The sequence below is a fragment of the Haliea sp. E1-2-M8 genome (assembly GCF_030649675.1).
Taxonomy (GTDB): domain Bacteria; phylum Pseudomonadota; class Gammaproteobacteria; order Pseudomonadales; family Halieaceae; genus Haliea.
Map to the genome: position 1 here is coordinate 279025 of NZ_JAUTDR010000001.1, position 14479 is coordinate 293503.

Consider the following 14479-nt stretch of genomic DNA (forward strand, 5'->3'; position numbering starts at 1 on the left):
AGCCATCGGGCGTGGGCCTCCACTGCCTGTCGTTTACATGTCGAAGGCGGCGTTGGCCTTGCGGCTGAAGGAACGTCCTTCTGCTTTCTCCAATTGCATGATGTTCTGCAGCAATTCTTCCCCCTGTGTCGAGGGAATTTTGTGACTCGCGCCCTCCAGTAGTTCGATCAGATAGCCGTGCAGCTGTTCGCCCAGACGACCGATCTGTTCGAGGCTGAGCTCATCGGTTTCTGGCGTGATGGAATCGATAAACTCCTGGGGAACTTGCTCCCGGGCGTACTGCAGCCGGGTGTCCAGAATGTCGTCGTCTGCTCGCTCGACCATTTCCTCCAGCTGGTTCGCCATGCGCGCTTCATTTTCTGCCATCTGCTTAAGCAACTCCTTGCAGGGAGGGTCACCGGTCTTGTGTTGCAGGGACTCGTAGAGTGGCGCACTGAGGTGATGGACTTCGATGGCATTCTCGATCAGGTGAGCCAGGGAATGAAAAGTGGTGGTCATGACGTCAACTCCTTGTTCCAGGATCAACATCCCGGCAATTTTTCAGTGTGGCGTATTTGCCAGACGACTTCCAGACGGCCGCAGTTGGCGAGTCCGGGCTAACCTATCTGACGAGTGGCGTACATTGATAGAATGTAGACCAAATTAACCGAAGGTTCCCCGCCATGTCGCCCGCCGACACTCTGCGCCTGCTCCTGCTGTCATCACTGTGGGGATTCTCGTTCATCTTCATGCGCGTGGCGGCGCCCGAGTTCGGCGCGGTAAGCCTGATTTTGCTGCGCATGACGTTGGGCGCGTTGTTGTTGGCGCCGCTGCTGGCCAAACCCGAGTACCTGCGTCTGCTGCGCCAGAATCTGGGGCCATTGCTTGTGCTCGGCCTGACGACCTCGGCGCTGCCCTATACCCTGCTTGCCCTCGCCACTATGCGCCTGGAAGCGGGGTTTACCTCCCTGATCAATGCCGCCACCCCCATTGCCACGGCCCTGATCGGGGCAACGTTCTTTGCCACCCCGATCCTGCGCCAGCAGATTCTGGGCCTTACCCTGGCCCTGATCGGCGTGGCGGTGCTGTCCGGGGGACGGCTGGATTTCAGCGCCGGCGGTGACGGCTGGTTTATCCTGTCGGCGCTGGCTGCCACCCTGTGCTATGGCTTTGGCGGCAATTATTCCCGGACCCACCTGTCTCACCTGCCGAGCCGGGTGCTCGCCGCCGGCAGTTGTGCGGCGGCGGCCGTGATGTTGTTGGTTCCAGGCCTGCTGCTGTGGCCGGAGGCGCCGGTCAGCGATACCGCCTGGGGCGCGGCCCTGGGCTTGGCCGCTCTTAGCACCGCCGCAGCGCTGCTGCTCTACTTCAAGCTGTTGGGCAGTGCGGGTGCTACCGCCGCCTCCACCGTGACCATGCTGGTGCCGGTCAGCGCGCTGGCCTGGGGTTTCCTGCTCCTGGGCGAGTCCATCAGCCTGCAGGTGCTGGTGGGCATGGTCGTTACCCTGTTGGGTACGGGAATAGCCACCGGAGTGGTGCGGTTGCGGCGCAAAAAGCCGCTAATGTAGGAGCGCAGGCTCTGTGGGAGCGCAGTCCCTGCGCGATCGCCCGCGGAGCGGGCTCCTACGGTGGCCGGGTAGCGCAGGGTCTGTGGGAGCGCAGTCCCGGCGCGATCGCCCGCGGCGCGGGCTCCTACGGTGGCCGGGTAGCGCAGGTTCTGTGGGAGCGCAGTCCCTGCGCGATCGCCCGCGGAGCGGGCTCCTACACTGGATGGCTAGCTGACCCCGCGCGCCTGGTCGCCCCAATAGCGGGCGCGCACGGCTTTCTTGTCGGGCTTGCCTACCGGCGTCAGGGGAATGGCGTCGACGAAGTCCACGCTTTTCGGCGCCTGCACGGAACCCTTGGCGTCCTTCACCTGCTGTTTCAGGGCGGCGGCCAGGGTCTCGTCTGCGGTTATGCCGGGTTTGACTACCACCACCGCCTTCACCGCTTCGCCCCACTGCTCATCGGGCACGCCGATCACCACCACCTGCTGCACCGATTCGTGCCGTGACAGCACGTCCTCTACCTCCCGCGGGTAGACGTTGAAGCCGCCGGTCACGATCATGTCCTTGGTGCGGTCGACAATATGCAGGAAGCCATCCTCATCCAGCCGGCCGACGTCGCCGGTGTGCAGCCAACCGCCGGCAAAGGCCTCGGCGGTCGCTTCCGGCATGTCCTTGTAGCCGCTCATCACCAGTGGCCCGCGTACGCAGATTTCCCCCGGCTCCCCGGCGGGCGCCGGATTGCCGTCGCCATCCAGCAGCGCCAGATGGACCCAGGGCGAGGGCCGGCCGCAGGCCGCCAGGCGTTCGGGCTTGCTCAGGTCGTGTTCGCCGCGGCGCATGTTGGCGATCACCATGGGCGCCTCGGACTGGCCGAAGAACTGGTAGAACACCGGCCCCCACATTTCAATGGCCTGCTTCAGGCGCGCGGGGCTCATCGGCGAGGCGCCGTAGAAAATGGATTCCATGCTCGACATGTCGGCGGTCTTGGCCCGGGGTGAATCCAGCAGGATATACAGCATCACCGGCACCAGCATGGTGGCAGTGATGCGGTGCTGTTCAATCATGTCGAAGAAGCCGTCGGGGCTGAAGCCCTGCATCACGTAGAAGGCGCCGCCCTTCTGCAGTACCGGGATAAAAAAGGCCGCCGCCGCGTGGGACAGGGGCGTGGCAATCAGCATTCGCAGATCCTCGGGAAATTCCCACTCCGCCAGCTGGATCTGGGTCATGTAGCTGGTGACCCGGTAGCTGCTCATCACCCCCTTGGGCTTGCCGGTGGTACCGCCGGTGAAGTTGACCGAGGCGATATCTTCCGGATTTACGTCCGGCGCCACCAGGGGCTGGGGCGCGAAGCCGTCCGCCAGATCCAGGTAGTCGATGCCACTGTCGCTGGGGCCGAAGGACAGCAGATGCTTCACCCCCGGCACCCGCTGCTGCAGGGCGCCGGCGTGGGCGTCGAAGGCCGTCGGGTCGAAGACCAGGGCGTCGATTTCCGCCGCCTCCAGCACGTAGGCGTGGTCCTCCAGCGAGCCCAGCGGGTGCAGTGGCGTGCCAATACAGCCCGCCAGCTGCATGGCGGCGATGTTGGCCAATACCTCGGGGCGGTTGCCGGAAATCACCGCCACCCGGCTGCCGCGACCCAGGCCCAGGGATTGCAGGGCCTGCACCAGCTGGCTGGTGCGCTCGCGGACTTCGCGGTAGGTTGCGACCTTGTCGCCGAGGAACAGGCAGGGCTGGTCGTGGTAGCGGTTCAGGCCCTCGATCAGCAGGTGAGGCATCAGGGGCGGGTGGTAGAGCGAATTGTTATCCATTGTGGTGCGGCTCCTGGCAGTGTTTATTGCGGATCGACGCAGAGGCCACGGGCGAGCGCGGCGAACATGTCCGCCACGCCGCGTTTGCTGAGAGCCGCGTCCACCACCATGCTGGAGCCGTGGAAGGTGCCCGGGTAGCAGTGGATCTCGGTGGACACCCCCGCCGCCAGCAGGCGCTGGGCGTAGATCAGGGACTCGTCGCGCAGCGGGTCGAACTCCATCGCGGTGATGCAGGCGGGGGGCAGGCCGGCCAGGTTCGGTTCCCGGGCCGGGGCAGCGAGCGCCGGGACGTTTTCCGCGCCGCGCTGGTAGTTGCTGCCCAGGTAGTAGTCCCAGCTCTGTTCAGCATTGGCCCGGTGCCAGATCGGAGTGTCGGTGAAGTCCCGCATGCTGGGGGTGTCGAGCCGGTCGTCCAGTACCGGGATGGACAAAAACTGGTAGCACAGCGCCGGGCCGCCGCGCTCCCGCGCTGCCAGCGCTGTGGCCGCCGCGAGGCAGGCGCCGGCGCTCTGGCCCATGATGCCGAGCCGCCGCGGGTCAATGCCGAGGCTGTCGCGCTGGGCGTGGGTCCAGCCGAGGGCGGCGTAGCAGTCCTCCAGCGGGCCGGGGAAAGCCGTCTCCGGCGACAGCCGGTAGTCCACCGACACCACCACAATGCCCAGATTGCGGCACAGGGCCACACAGGTCGCGTGCTCGCTCTCCAGATTGCCGAATACAAAACCGCCACCGTGCAGGTAGATCAGGCCGGGCACCGCGCCGCTGGCATTCGCTGGTTGGTACACGCGCACCGCTACCTCGGGGTCGCCCGCGGCTCCTTCAATCCTGTGATCCGTGATAGTGATGCCGCTGGTATCCAGCTCTGCATTGCCCGGCGCCACCATGGCGTCCATGGTGGCGCGCATTGTCTGCGGCTCCTTCAGGTCGAAGGGTGGCAGCAGGTCGAGGATGGGGCGCAGTTCGGGGTCTATGTTGTATTTCATCGCTGGGGTTCCGTTACCTTTGATAGAGGGATTTTATTGTGGGACGCGCGGCGGCGAGTGTCACGCCCACCGCCCCGCCTTCGGGGTACAACAATCAATACCCCGGTGCAAACTCTCAGCGGGCGACCAGCTCCACCCGCCGGTTTTCCGCGCGACCGGCCTCGGTGGCGTTGCTGGCGAAGGGGGCCAGCGGGCCGACCCCGGCGGGGATCGCGCGGCCGCGGTCGACAGCATGGCCGCTGGCCAGGGCCGCAACCACGGCCTCGGCGCGCTGCCGCGACAGGGCAAGATTGCCTTCATAGGCGCCCACCGAGTCAGTGTGTCCGACCACGTAGATGTCCAGGTCCGGGTTGTCCCGCAGTAATCGGGCGGCTTCAGCGATGGCGTTGTCGGATTGGGCGGTGAGTGTGGCGGCACCGAAGTCGAAGTAAATATTGTCCAGGGTGACGCTGCCCTTGTCACCTATCCCCTTGGCCAGCGCGGCCGCATCCACCATGCGCTCTTCCATGTCCTGAACTTCCAGCACATCCACGTGGATTGCAACGCGGAGCTTGTCTGGCGCGCGCAGAAACATGTGCTTGGCCTCCGCGACATAAACGCCGACCCAGGTCTGGTTGTCACCGCTGCGCGCGGTCAGATAGCGACGATCCTTGACGTTGAAGTTAAAAGCGGTTGCGGCGTGGTCGCCCGCCTTGCCAATCCGGCGACCGGCCGGGAGAATCGAGTCCTGCAGCGACTTGCCGCCGCGGGCGTCGCAGTCGTTTGCGGAACAGTCAAAGAGGACCTCAAAGCCACGAGCCTGCAACGAACTTTCGTAGTTGCGAAAGACCTCCAGCGAACTGCGCCCCGCGGGCGCCAGATACATAAGCCGGGTGGACTTGCCCTCCAGGATTTCACTGCTTTCCGGTTGGCGTGCTCCGTCGCGCTCAATCACCGGTCCCATTGGCAGCAGCACCTCGTCTTAGGCGCGTTCGAGGTACGCTATCAGGCAGGTGCCGTCATAGCGCGGTACCTGTGGATGGTCAGCGCCCGCGACATCGGTACACTCTTCTGCCACGGCGGGCAGCGCGACGGTGAGGGCAAGTAACAGCGGGATCAGGGTTCGGGTGAGCCTCATCGGACTTCTCCATCTACGTTTTTTGTTATAGTGCTTCCAGCGATCTCAGGCCATCCTGGCTCAAGCTTGGCAATCCAGCACGATCTTGCCCGCCACCGCACCCGCATCGATCAGGCGGTGGACTTCAGCCGCATCCGCCAGCGGCCTCAGCTCCGCCACGGCTGGGTGCAGCCGCCCGTCCTTGAGCCACTGCATTAACGTCATGACATCCTCCCGGAACTCGTCTGGCAGCTTCTCGCGCCGGGACTGAATATTGTAGAACCCGGTGTGGCGCCCATCAGGCAGGCAGCGCCAGAGGCCGAGGAGTTTGGCGAATCCCCACAGCAGGCCAGGAATCGATTCCTCCCCGGTGCTGACCTGCAGCGCGCCAAAACCTACCAGCTTGCCGCCTTTGGCGACACAGCGGTAAGAGCGGGACCAGTTGTGCCCGCCGATGGTGTCGAACACCGCCTGCACGCCTCTTCCTCCCGTCAGCTGCGAGATTTCCTCGACAAAATCCGTGCTGCGGTAGTCGATGGGGGTAGCGCCGAAGCTGCGCACCAGTTCGTGCTTGCCAGGGGAGGCGGTGCCGTAGGCCGTGAGCCCCAGTTCCCGCGCCAACTCCAGCAGGGCCGTACCCACCGCGCCCCCGGCGGCGTGGACCAGGACGCTGTCGCCAGGCTTGAGCGTGCATTCACGGGTCAGCATCTGGAAGGCGGTGGTGTAGGACAGGATCATGCACACCGCCTGGGCCGGGTCGAGACCGACGGGGCAGGGAATTACCCGCGCAGCGTCTGCCAGCAAGTACTGGCTGTAGCCGCCGATCACCGGCATGTCTGCTACGCAATCGCCGACCTGGAGCGTGTCCACGCCGCTGCCGATGGCATCCACCACCCCGAACCAGTCGTAGCCCGGGGTGAAGGGCGGCTTCTGCTTCACTCCCGGATACTGGCCCTGGCGGATGATGGTGTCGGTAAAGCCGGTACCGGCGGTCAGCACTTTCACCCGCACCTGGCCCGGGTCTGGCTCGGGCAGCGTGGGCTCGCTGACAAGTTGCAGCTTGTCCGGGCCACCGAAGGCGGTGAGCTGGACGTGCTGCCAGGGGGTGGAGGTCATGGTTAATACGCCCTAATGCTTGTTAGTCTCAACTGCGGCGGAAGTATTACCCGTCGTGGCGACTGTTGTCCAATCAGATTGTTTGTTGCCACTGCAGCTGCTGCTAGAGTGTCGGAGGAACCAGGCACCGATACGGAGCGTACAACTGCCCCATGACAACACTGCGCCAGACCAATCTCGCCCGGCTCGCCGGCCAGGAATTCGATGTGCTGGTCATTGGCGGCGGCATCAATGGCGCCGTCTCCGCCGCGGCCCTGGCCGGGCGCGGGGTCAAGGTGGCGCTGATCGAACGCGAGGACTTCGCCAGCGGGGTCAGCTCCCAGTCTTCCAACCTCGCCTGGGGCGGCATCAAGTACCTGGAGAGCTGGGAGTTCCTGCTGGTCAACAAGCTCTGCCGCTCCCGCAATGAGCTGATGCGCGCCTATCCCTCCACCGTGAAAGAGATCCGCTTTTTTACCACCATCCAGAAAGGCTTCCGCTGGCCGCCGTTCTTCATCTTCCTCGGCAGCGTGCTGTACTGGATCATGGGGCGTTTCAAGACGGAGCCGCCCCGGTATGTGAGCGCCCGCCAACTCGAAGCCACCGAGCCGGTGATCAACACGGAACACGCCGCCGGCGGCGTGGAGTACTCCGACTGCTACCTCTACGACAACGACGCCCGCTTTGTTTTCGGCTTTGTGCGCAAGGCCCTGGACTACGGCTGCGTAGCCGCCAACTACGTCGCCGCTACCGCAATGCGTCGGGACCGGGGGCGTTGGCTGGTGGAGGCGCGGGATGCAATCAGCGGCGAAACCTTTACCGTCGCGGCGAAGGCCCTGGTGAACGCTGCCGGTCCCTGGCTGGATGAACTCAACCGGGGCGCCCACGTGCCCACCACACACCACCACCTGTTCTCGAAAGGGATTCACCTGATCGTCAACCGCGTTACCGACAACAAGCGCGTGCTGACCTTCTTCGCCAGTGACGGCCGTCTGTTCTTCCTCATTCCCATGGGTCCCTGCACCTGCGTCGGCACCACCGACACCCAGGTGGAATCCCCTGAAGTTGGCGTGACCGACGAAGACCGCGACTTCGTCCTGCGCAACATCAATTCCCTTCTGGACATGGACCCGCCCCTCACCCGCGACAGCATAATTGCCGAACGCTGCGGTGTACGCCCCCTGGCCGTGAGTGGCACTGGCGGCGTAGCAGATTGGGTACAACTTTCGCGCAAACACGTGGTCGAGGTGGACCGAGAACGCCAGCACCTGAGCATCCTTGGCGGCAAGCTTACCGATTGCCTGAACGTGGGCGACGAGGTGGTAGCCGAGCTCGCCAGGCTGGGTATTGAGGTGCCGGAGCCCGATGCAGGCTGGTACGGCGAGCCGCCGGCCGTAGTGCACGAGGAATATCTGCGCCAGGCGCGGCTGATGAACCTGGATGCACTCACCGACCCCTCATCTTCCGAGCTCCTGAGCGAACGCTTCTGGCGCCGCTACGGCCAGTCCGCCTTCCACCTGCTGGAACGCATCCGCGAGGATCGCAGCTGCGCCCGCCTGCTGATCGCACGCGCCGAATACACCCGCTGCGAAATGGAGCTGACCGCGCAGCGCGAGATGGTGGTGAAAATGGAGGACTTCATGCGCCGCCGCTCCAAGATCGAACTGGTACTGCGGCCGGAGGATATCGCCGAGGCGCCGGGATTGCGGCGGGCGGCAGAGATTCTGTTCGGGGCGGAGGCGGAACACGAGATTGAAGAGTATTTGGCTCGGCTGGGGGGCGACCAGCGCAAGATATGACCATGTCCCGTTGAGCGCGCAATGCGGCGCAGTTTGCTCCTGGCGGCAGCGTCATTTACTTCGAGCGTGAGCAGCTCGACGACCTCGTCGAGAAATTAAAGGCCAAAGGTTTCGAGTTTGGCCAAGGAACCCACGGATACGGATTATCTCTGGCGTGAGGCGGTGTTACATGATCCATCGGGGAACAAGATCAAACTTTACTGGGCGGGGGAAAATCGCCTGAACCCGCCGTGGCGTGTGCCGGTAGTGGAAAAGGCGGGCAGTTGATATGGTCAAGGAAGCTGCCTGCAGATATTAGATATGAAGTCGAAATAATTCCGGAACAGATATTTAACTGCCATTGTCGGTTTTGTAGAAAGGCTCACGGTGCAGACTACGCGACAGTGGCTTTTGCGAAAGCCTCCACGTTAAAGCTGATGGATGAAAAAGGTTTCAGGTGTGACAAGAGTCACGAAGCCGGGGTGATCTCGCTGCTAAAAGCCGAGCTCGACTGGAACTCTTCTACCAGGGAAGAAGCAATCGACGCGTTCAGGAATGCACTGTTGTGAGGAATCATCATGCCTGTAGCCATTCACCACATCACAGCAAACGACGTCGGTCTTATGAGCTCGTTGTTGACGGTCTTCGAGTTGTCCAGGCAAGAGGCATAGACAATGTACGTTCCTGACCATTTCAAAATCGACGACACATCCATGCTTCAACAGTATATCCGCGAGTATGGTTTTGGCTTGCTAATCTTCGCCGATGACAGCGGGATTGAGGCACATCACGTGCCCTTTCTTCTCGACTGTGGGGAGGATGAGTCGCTGGGTACCCTGCAGTGCCATGTCGCTCGCAAGAACGAGGTATGGCAGCGAATGGATGACGCGCCTTCGGATTACACAGGGAGTCTGGTGCAGGCTATTGTAGGAATAGAAATCACAATCGGAGTTCTGACAGGGAAGTTGAAAGCAAGCCAGAACCAGCCCGAGCGAAACAGGGCGGGAGTGAAGGCCGGCCTTGAGGCGGGCGATGGGGCACATAGCCTTGCCATGTCCAGGTTGATCGATTAACCCGGGCGGACGGCGGACGTCTTATTTCCGAGTGATACAATTTTTGATGTCATTTATAACCGGCGAGCGTTTCCGCGGAGACGCTGGTTCGTCGCTACAAGCGGAATATCTGCCGGTAGAGGCAATTGTCACCTCTGCCAGGCACGTTACAGGATGAAAACAGAACTCATCGAGCTTGATGCAGAAGTCAAAGCCCTGCTCCTGGAGGCGGGGCTCCCCGTGTCAGACTTGTCCGGCAAGGCCAGTCTCAGCTTGTTGGGCGCACGCAAAAAAGATGGTCAGTTGTTGGGTGTGGTCGGCATTGAAGCTTCCGGTACGGAGGGACTACTACGCTCTCTGGCTGTAGCCCCGACCGCTCGCGGTGCCGGGTTGGGGCAGCACCTGGTATCTGAGGCTGAGGCGTGGGCAGTAGCGCGTGGCATCACAGCCCTTTACCTGCTCACGACAACGGCGGATGAATTTTTTGTCCGGCTGGGCTATAAGTCCATCGCAAGGGACGAGGCGCCGACTTCCATCGCTGTTACGGCTGAGTTCAGAGAGCTGTGTCCGGCGGCCTCCGCATTCATGCGTAAGGTATTGGTCGCAAAACGTCAGAATGATTAGCAGGAGAACGTGAATGAACGCAATGTCACTACTCAACCAGATCATGCAGCAGGCTTCCGGCGGGCAGTCGACAAACCCGGGAGACAGCGCTGGCAGTAACGATCTGATGAACCAGCTGCGCTCACAATTCAAAGGCGGACAGAGCTCAGGCGGTAATGGAGTCGATATGAAGAGCCTGCTGGGTGGTGGCGCCCTGGGCCTGTTGTTGGGTTCCAAACGCGGCCGGAAGATGGGTGGGAAAGCGCTCAAGTACGGTGCCCTGGCGGGTGTGGGTGCACTGGCCTGGAAGGCCTACCAAAACCATCAGGCCAACGCCCAGCATGGTGCCCAAATGCAAGGGGCAGCTGCCCAGCAGGGCCAACCGCTGGAACAGTTGCAGGGGCAGGCCCAGGAGCAACGCGGCCTGGAAATTCTCCAGGCCATGATCATGGCGGCTCGCGCCGATGGTCACGTCGATGGCAGCGAGCGCACCCTGCTGACGCAGGAAATTGAAAAACTCGGCCCGGATGATGAGCTGCATGCCTGGATCCAGCAGCAGTTCGACGCGCCACTGGACGCCTCGGTCCTGGCGCGCGCCGCGGATTCCCCGCAGGCCCGGCGGGAGATGTATCTGGTGAGTGCGGCGATCATCGACGAGCAAAATCCCTTGGAGCGCGCCTGGCTGGACCAGCTTGCGACCGCCCTGGAGTTTGAGCCCACCATGGCCAGGGAGCTTGATCGACAGCTGCAGAGCAATGGCTAAACGCCCCGCCAAAACACGCCAGCTCTGGTGCCGGCTCGGTATCCGGGCAAATGTGGGCAAATTGGACTACTCTCCTTGGTCAGCGCCGCCAAGCGGCCACTAGCGGCGGTTTCATGGGACTCCGCCAATCCGCGAATTAAGGAGCGTGTCATGCGCATAGCAAAAGATGATATCCCCGTCCGTATTGACGTCCCCGGTGCCACCGCCCGGCAGCAAAGCGACTTCGGCGATGTCTCGGGGTACGGGAAGCTGGGTGCGGAATACTTTTCCTTCGGCGCCGGTACCGATATCACCGAACTACTGCACGGCCTGGCTGGCGACAGTTGCCAGAGCCCGCATTGGGGCTATGTGGTCGATGGCGCGATTACCGCATTGTATTCCGATGGCAGCACCGAGACCTCCAGAACCGGCGACCTGTTCTACTGGCCGCCAGGGCACAGCGTCAGGGCGGAAGAGGACACCAACATTGTGATGTTCAGCCCCCAGGTGGAGCACTGCGCCGTCATTGACCATATTCGCAAGAAAGTGGGTCAATAGTGGTCGGCGCCCGACACCAAAACCGGCCCGGGCCGCCATTGTCCGCAACAGGGGGAATCTCATGGAACTGCTCGCCATCGCCGCACTCGCCTTTCTGGCAACCCACCTGGGCGTCTCCGGCACTCCGCTGCGGGGTGTGCTGGTAAATTCTCTGGGGGAGGGGCTCTACCAGGGGCTCTATTCCCTGGTGGCGGTGGTGACCCTGGGGCTGATGATCTACGCCTATGCGTTGGTGCCTCATCACGATTATCTCTGGCATCCCTCGCGCGGGCTGCACCTGCTCGCCGCGGCCCTGATGCTGGTCTCCTCGGTGTTGCTGGCGATGGGTCTGCTGTCGAAGAATCCCACTTCGGTGGGCATGGCCTCGGCGGTCAGGCAGGAGATCGCGGGGATTTTTCGCATCACCCGGCACCCGGTACAGTGGGCCTTCCTGCTGTGGGCCATCGCCCATGTGCTGGCCAATGGCGATGTTGCCACGCTCATTCTTGCGGGCACCATCGGCCTGGTCAGCGGGCTGGGCATGCTGGCCATCGATGCCCGACGCCGCCGCGCCCCTGATACGGACTGGCAGGCCTTTTACCAGAGCACCTCAATGATCCCCTTCGCCGCGCTCATCGCAGGCCGGGCCCGGCTCGCGCTCGGCGATCTCAACTGGGTGGCCTTCGCCGCTGGCCTAGCGCTGTACGCGGCCTTCTACTTGCTCCATGGTTGGATAGCTGGCGTGCCGCTGCGCTGAACCGGCCGGCATGACGATCACCGGATTCGATTCGCTGCTCTGCCCGTTGGACGGCGACCCGCTGCAGCGCCACGACACCACCTGGCGCTGCGCCGCCGGCCACAGTTTCGACATTGCCCGTCAGGGTTACGTGCATTTACTACCGGTGCAGAACAAGCGCTCCCGGGACCCCGGCGACAGCCGCGAGATGGTGGCGGCCAGAGCGCGCTTTCTTGAGGCTGGGTTCTTCAAGCCGCTGGCCACTGCGGTGGCGCGGGCGGCACTGGAGGGCCTGCCGGCCGATGCGCCGGCGAGCTTGCTGGATGCGGGGTGCGGCGAAGGCTACTACCTGCGGCAACTGGCGGCGGCCGCCGGGCTCCGGCAGTCTCTTGCCCTGCTGGGACTCGATATCTCCAAATGGGCGGTGCTGACCGCTGCGCGGACCGACCCGCGCCCGACCTGGGTGGTGGCCAGCAACGCGCGCCTGCCGGTTCCGGCGCAGAGTATCGACAGAGTGCTGTGCCTGTTCGGTTTCCCGGTCTACCCCGAGTTTACCCGGGTGCTGAAACCCGGCGGCGAGCTCTTGCTGGCGGATCCCGGCCCAGCGCACTTGCAGGAGTTGCGCGAGATCATCTACCCGACGCTGAAACCGGTAGTTAGTGAGGAGGCTGCCGTGCCGGAGGGCTTCACCCGGGTGGCGGTCGAGTCTGTGACCTACCCCATGATACTGGCAGACAGCCAGATGATAGCGGATCTGCTGGCAATGACCCCGCACCTGTATCGCGCCAGCGCCGCAGGCAAGGAGAAGCTGCTGGAGCGCTCCCGGCTCGCGGTGACCGTGGATGTGCGCTTGACCAGGCTCCGACTCATGGCCTGAGCGCCCGTTCCTGTTAGAATCACCGGTTTTTATCGCAGCGAAAGGGCAAATACCATCATGGCCGACGTCATCACCGTCCCGGTTTCCTTCGGCGAGGTTCTGGACAAGATCACCATCCTCGAAATCAAGTCCGAGCGTATTGCCGACCCCGCCAAAGTAAAGAATGTGCGCCTGGAGCTGGCCGAGTTGAGCCAGACCTGGGACGAGGCGGTGCCGGATCAGGCCGCGATCTCGGAGCTGCGCCAGCAGTTGAAGGCGGTCAATGAATCCTTGTGGGTGATCGAGGACGATATTCGTGACCAGGAGGCGGTGCAGGATTTTGGGCCGCGCTTCATCGAGCTGGCGCGGGCGGTGTATGTCACCAACGACCAGCGTGCGAAATTGAAGAAGGACATCAACCTGGCTCTCGGTTCGCGCTTTGTGGAAGAGAAGTCCTACCAGGATTACACCGCGAAGCAGACCAGCTAGCCGGGGGCGCCTAGCCGGGGGCGCCTAGCCGGGGGCGCCTAGCCGGGGGCGCCTAGCCGTGCTCCCGCGCCGCGACCCAGCGGTCCAGCATGGCGGTCGCGTCCTCTACGGTAATCAGGTCCATGGCGCCGGGGAATTCCGCCTTCGCTCCCCAGCGCGTCTCATCCACGCTCTTGCCGGTAAATTGCTGTAGCGCCTCGGGGTAACGGTTCACGCACCAGTCCAGTGAGCGATAGGGGCCCGAGCGGAGCGGGTTGCTGGCGGCGTACAGGCCCAGCACGTCAGTGCCTACGGCGCTGGCAATATGGGCGGGCCCGGTGTCCGGGGCTACCAGCAGGTCGGCATGGGTGAGCAGCGCGGTGAGTTGCTTCAGGGTGTCCTGGCCGCAGAGGTTGAGCGCGGGTTCCGCCATTTCAGCCGCAATCGCGGCGCACATCTCCTGCTCCGATTGCGCCGGGCTCCCCACCAGCAGCACTTGCATGTGGTGCTGGCGCACCGCGTGGTCCGCCAGGGCGGCGTAGCGTTCCGCCCGCCAGTTGCGCAGTGTGTGGCTGGCGCAGGGGCTGAGCACCAGGCTGCGGCGCGTCGGGTCCAGGTGGCGGCGGGCAAACTCATGGTCGGCAGCCGCGAGCGGAATCGTCCACAGCGGCGCCGCGGCTTCCAGCCCCAGCGGCTCCAGAAAGCTGGCTAGGCAGTCGCGCACATGCTGGCGCGGCGCGGCGGCGATCCGCCGGTTGATGAACAGCTGGTGCAGGTCCTTGCTGCGGGCGCGGTCGTAGCCGACTGTGATCCGCGCCGGAATCAGGGCGGCGGCCAGGTTCGCCCGCAGCGCCACCTGCATGTGTAGCAGGGCATCAAAGCGTCGACCCCGCAATCGTGCGCGCAGTTCCCGGTACCCGCACCAGCCCGACTTCTTGTCGAACACGATGAACTCGACGCCGGGCAGGTCGCCCACCAGCTTGTGTTCCACCTTGCCGATAATCCAGGTGATTTCGATGCCAGGCCGCTGTTGCTGAAGGCTCAGCACCACCGGGACGACGTGAGTGACATCGCCGATGGCGGAGATACGGAGAATGCAGACGGAGTTCAGCAAGCGGCGTTCCATTGCGGCCTCCGTATGCTTGGCTGGAGGCGAAGTGGTGATCGTTGTTACACTGCGGGCATTCTAACCAAGTCTTTCA

17 protein-coding genes are annotated in these 14479 nt (G+C 63.4%); 10 read left to right on the top strand and 7 right to left on the bottom strand.

The features are described from left to right. Positions 1–33: 33 nt before the first annotated feature. Positions 34–498, bottom strand: a complete 465-nt coding sequence (locus Q6D67_RS01245; RefSeq protein WP_304703694.1) for a hypothetical protein — start codon at positions 496–498, stop codon at positions 34–36. A 164-nt stretch (positions 499–662) separates the two neighbouring features. On the opposite strand from Q6D67_RS01245, the gene Q6D67_RS01250 reads away from it, so the two are divergent. After that, a complete protein-coding gene (locus Q6D67_RS01250) occupies positions 663–1547 on the top strand; it encodes a DMT family transporter (RefSeq protein WP_304703695.1) in 885 nt (294 codons plus the stop codon). A 206-nt stretch (positions 1548–1753) separates the two neighbouring features. Here the strand turns inward: Q6D67_RS01250 and Q6D67_RS01255 are convergent, their stop codons facing one another. From Q6D67_RS01255 to Q6D67_RS01275, 5 genes are all read right to left on the bottom strand, one after another. Beyond that, on the bottom strand, positions 1754–3334 hold the full coding sequence (locus tag Q6D67_RS01255) for an AMP-binding protein (protein ID WP_304703696.1): 1581 nt from the start codon (positions 3332–3334) through the stop codon (positions 1754–1756). 23 nt (positions 3335–3357) lie between these two features. Continuing rightward, positions 3358–4314 carry an alpha/beta hydrolase gene (locus Q6D67_RS01260; RefSeq protein ID WP_304703697.1) on the bottom strand — a complete coding sequence of 319 codons (957 nt, stop codon included), beginning with the start codon at positions 4312–4314 and terminating at the stop codon, positions 3358–3360. A 115-nt stretch (positions 4315–4429) separates the two neighbouring features. Then, the gene (locus tag Q6D67_RS01265; RefSeq protein ID WP_304703698.1) at positions 4430–5257 is read right to left on the bottom strand and encodes an OmpA family protein; all 828 of its coding nucleotides are present in this window, start codon (positions 5255–5257) and stop codon (positions 4430–4432) included. An 18-nt stretch (positions 5258–5275) separates the two neighbouring features. After that, the gene (locus tag Q6D67_RS01270; protein ID WP_304703699.1) at positions 5276–5431 is read right to left on the bottom strand and encodes a hypothetical protein; all 156 of its coding nucleotides are present in this window, start codon (positions 5429–5431) and stop codon (positions 5276–5278) included. A 60-nt stretch (positions 5432–5491) separates the two neighbouring features. Further along, positions 5492–6526 carry a medium chain dehydrogenase/reductase family protein gene (locus Q6D67_RS01275; protein ID WP_304703700.1) on the bottom strand — a complete coding sequence of 345 codons (1035 nt, stop codon included), beginning with the start codon at positions 6524–6526 and terminating at the stop codon, positions 5492–5494. A gap of 152 nt (positions 6527–6678) precedes the next feature. Here Q6D67_RS01275 and Q6D67_RS01280 point away from each other — a divergent pair, with 152 nt between their 5' ends. The 9 genes from Q6D67_RS01280 (at position 6679) to Q6D67_RS01315 (ending at position 13298) form a co-directional block, all read left to right on the top strand. Continuing rightward, positions 6679–8304 carry a glycerol-3-phosphate dehydrogenase/oxidase gene (locus Q6D67_RS01280; protein ID WP_304703701.1) on the top strand — a complete coding sequence of 542 codons (1626 nt, stop codon included), beginning with the start codon at positions 6679–6681 and terminating at the stop codon, positions 8302–8304. A gap of 230 nt (positions 8305–8534) precedes the next feature. After that, positions 8535–8852 (top strand): GFA family protein, encoded by a 318-nt coding sequence (locus tag Q6D67_RS21700; RefSeq protein ID WP_370551904.1) that lies wholly within the window; start codon positions 8535–8537, stop codon positions 8850–8852. A gap of 105 nt (positions 8853–8957) precedes the next feature. Continuing rightward, entirely contained in the window at positions 8958–9356 is a 399-nt protein-coding gene (locus Q6D67_RS01285; RefSeq protein ID WP_304703702.1) for an FMN-binding negative transcriptional regulator, read from the top strand. Between the two features lie 153 nt (positions 9357–9509). Continuing rightward, positions 9510–9959 carry an arsenic resistance N-acetyltransferase ArsN2 gene (arsN2, locus tag Q6D67_RS01290; RefSeq protein WP_304703703.1) on the top strand — a complete coding sequence of 150 codons (450 nt, stop codon included), beginning with the start codon at positions 9510–9512 and terminating at the stop codon, positions 9957–9959. Between the two features lie 13 nt (positions 9960–9972). Continuing rightward, positions 9973–10701: a tellurite resistance TerB family protein gene (locus tag Q6D67_RS01295; RefSeq protein WP_304703704.1), complete on the top strand. Its 729-nt coding sequence runs from the start codon at positions 9973–9975 to the stop codon at positions 10699–10701. Positions 10702–10851: 150 nt separating this feature from the next. Then, positions 10852–11238, top strand: a complete 387-nt coding sequence (locus Q6D67_RS01300; RefSeq protein WP_304703705.1) for a hypothetical protein — start codon at positions 10852–10854, stop codon at positions 11236–11238. A 61-nt stretch (positions 11239–11299) separates the two neighbouring features. Next, positions 11300–11974 carry an NnrU family protein gene (locus tag Q6D67_RS01305; RefSeq protein ID WP_304703706.1) on the top strand — a complete coding sequence of 225 codons (675 nt, stop codon included), beginning with the start codon at positions 11300–11302 and terminating at the stop codon, positions 11972–11974. A 10-nt stretch (positions 11975–11984) separates the two neighbouring features. Further along, positions 11985–12830 (top strand): putative RNA methyltransferase, encoded by an 846-nt coding sequence (locus Q6D67_RS01310; RefSeq protein WP_304703707.1) that lies wholly within the window; start codon positions 11985–11987, stop codon positions 12828–12830. A gap of 57 nt (positions 12831–12887) precedes the next feature. Then, a complete protein-coding gene (locus Q6D67_RS01315; RefSeq protein WP_304703708.1) occupies positions 12888–13298 on the top strand; it encodes a DUF6165 family protein in 411 nt (136 codons plus the stop codon). A gap of 52 nt (positions 13299–13350) precedes the next feature. Here the strand turns inward: Q6D67_RS01315 and Q6D67_RS01320 are convergent, their stop codons facing one another. Next, positions 13351–14403 (bottom strand): glycosyltransferase family 9 protein, encoded by a 1053-nt coding sequence (locus tag Q6D67_RS01320; RefSeq protein WP_304703709.1) that lies wholly within the window; start codon positions 14401–14403, stop codon positions 13351–13353. Positions 14404–14479 lie beyond the last annotated feature (76 nt).

Excerpts from the sequence above, each read along its gene's own strand:
- Q6D67_RS01245 (WP_304703694.1), bottom strand. The coding sequence starts at position 498 with ATGACCACCACTTTTCATTCCCTGGCTCACCTGATCGAGAATGCCATC.
- Q6D67_RS01250 (WP_304703695.1), top strand. The coding sequence starts at position 663 with ATGTCGCCCGCCGACACTCTGCGCCTGCTCCTGCTGTCATCACTGTGG.
- Q6D67_RS01255 (WP_304703696.1), bottom strand. The coding sequence starts at position 3,334 with ATGGATAACAATTCGCTCTACCACCCGCCCCTGATGCCTCACCTGCTG.
- Q6D67_RS01260 (WP_304703697.1), bottom strand. The coding sequence starts at position 4,314 with ATGAAATACAACATAGACCCCGAACTGCGCCCCATCCTCGACCTGCTG.
- Q6D67_RS01265 (WP_304703698.1), bottom strand. The coding sequence starts at position 5,257 with ATGGGACCGGTGATTGAGCGCGACGGAGCACGCCAACCGGAAAGCAGT.
- Q6D67_RS01270 (WP_304703699.1), bottom strand. The coding sequence starts at position 5,431 with ATGAGGCTCACCCGAACCCTGATCCCGCTGTTACTTGCCCTCACCGTC.
- Q6D67_RS01275 (WP_304703700.1), bottom strand. The coding sequence starts at position 6,526 with ATGACCTCCACCCCCTGGCAGCACGTCCAGCTCACCGCCTTCGGTGGC.
- Q6D67_RS01280 (WP_304703701.1), top strand. The coding sequence starts at position 6,679 with ATGACAACACTGCGCCAGACCAATCTCGCCCGGCTCGCCGGCCAGGAA.
- Q6D67_RS01285 (WP_304703702.1), top strand. The coding sequence starts at position 8,958 with ATGTACGTTCCTGACCATTTCAAAATCGACGACACATCCATGCTTCAA.
- arsN2 (WP_304703703.1), top strand. The coding sequence starts at position 9,510 with ATGAAAACAGAACTCATCGAGCTTGATGCAGAAGTCAAAGCCCTGCTC.
- Q6D67_RS01295 (WP_304703704.1), top strand. The coding sequence starts at position 9,973 with ATGAACGCAATGTCACTACTCAACCAGATCATGCAGCAGGCTTCCGGC.
- Q6D67_RS01300 (WP_304703705.1), top strand. The coding sequence starts at position 10,852 with ATGCGCATAGCAAAAGATGATATCCCCGTCCGTATTGACGTCCCCGGT.
- Q6D67_RS01305 (WP_304703706.1), top strand. The coding sequence starts at position 11,300 with ATGGAACTGCTCGCCATCGCCGCACTCGCCTTTCTGGCAACCCACCTG.
- Q6D67_RS01310 (WP_304703707.1), top strand. The coding sequence starts at position 11,985 with ATGACGATCACCGGATTCGATTCGCTGCTCTGCCCGTTGGACGGCGAC.
- Q6D67_RS01315 (WP_304703708.1), top strand. The coding sequence starts at position 12,888 with ATGGCCGACGTCATCACCGTCCCGGTTTCCTTCGGCGAGGTTCTGGAC.
- Q6D67_RS01320 (WP_304703709.1), bottom strand. The coding sequence starts at position 14,403 with ATGGAACGCCGCTTGCTGAACTCCGTCTGCATTCTCCGTATCTCCGCC.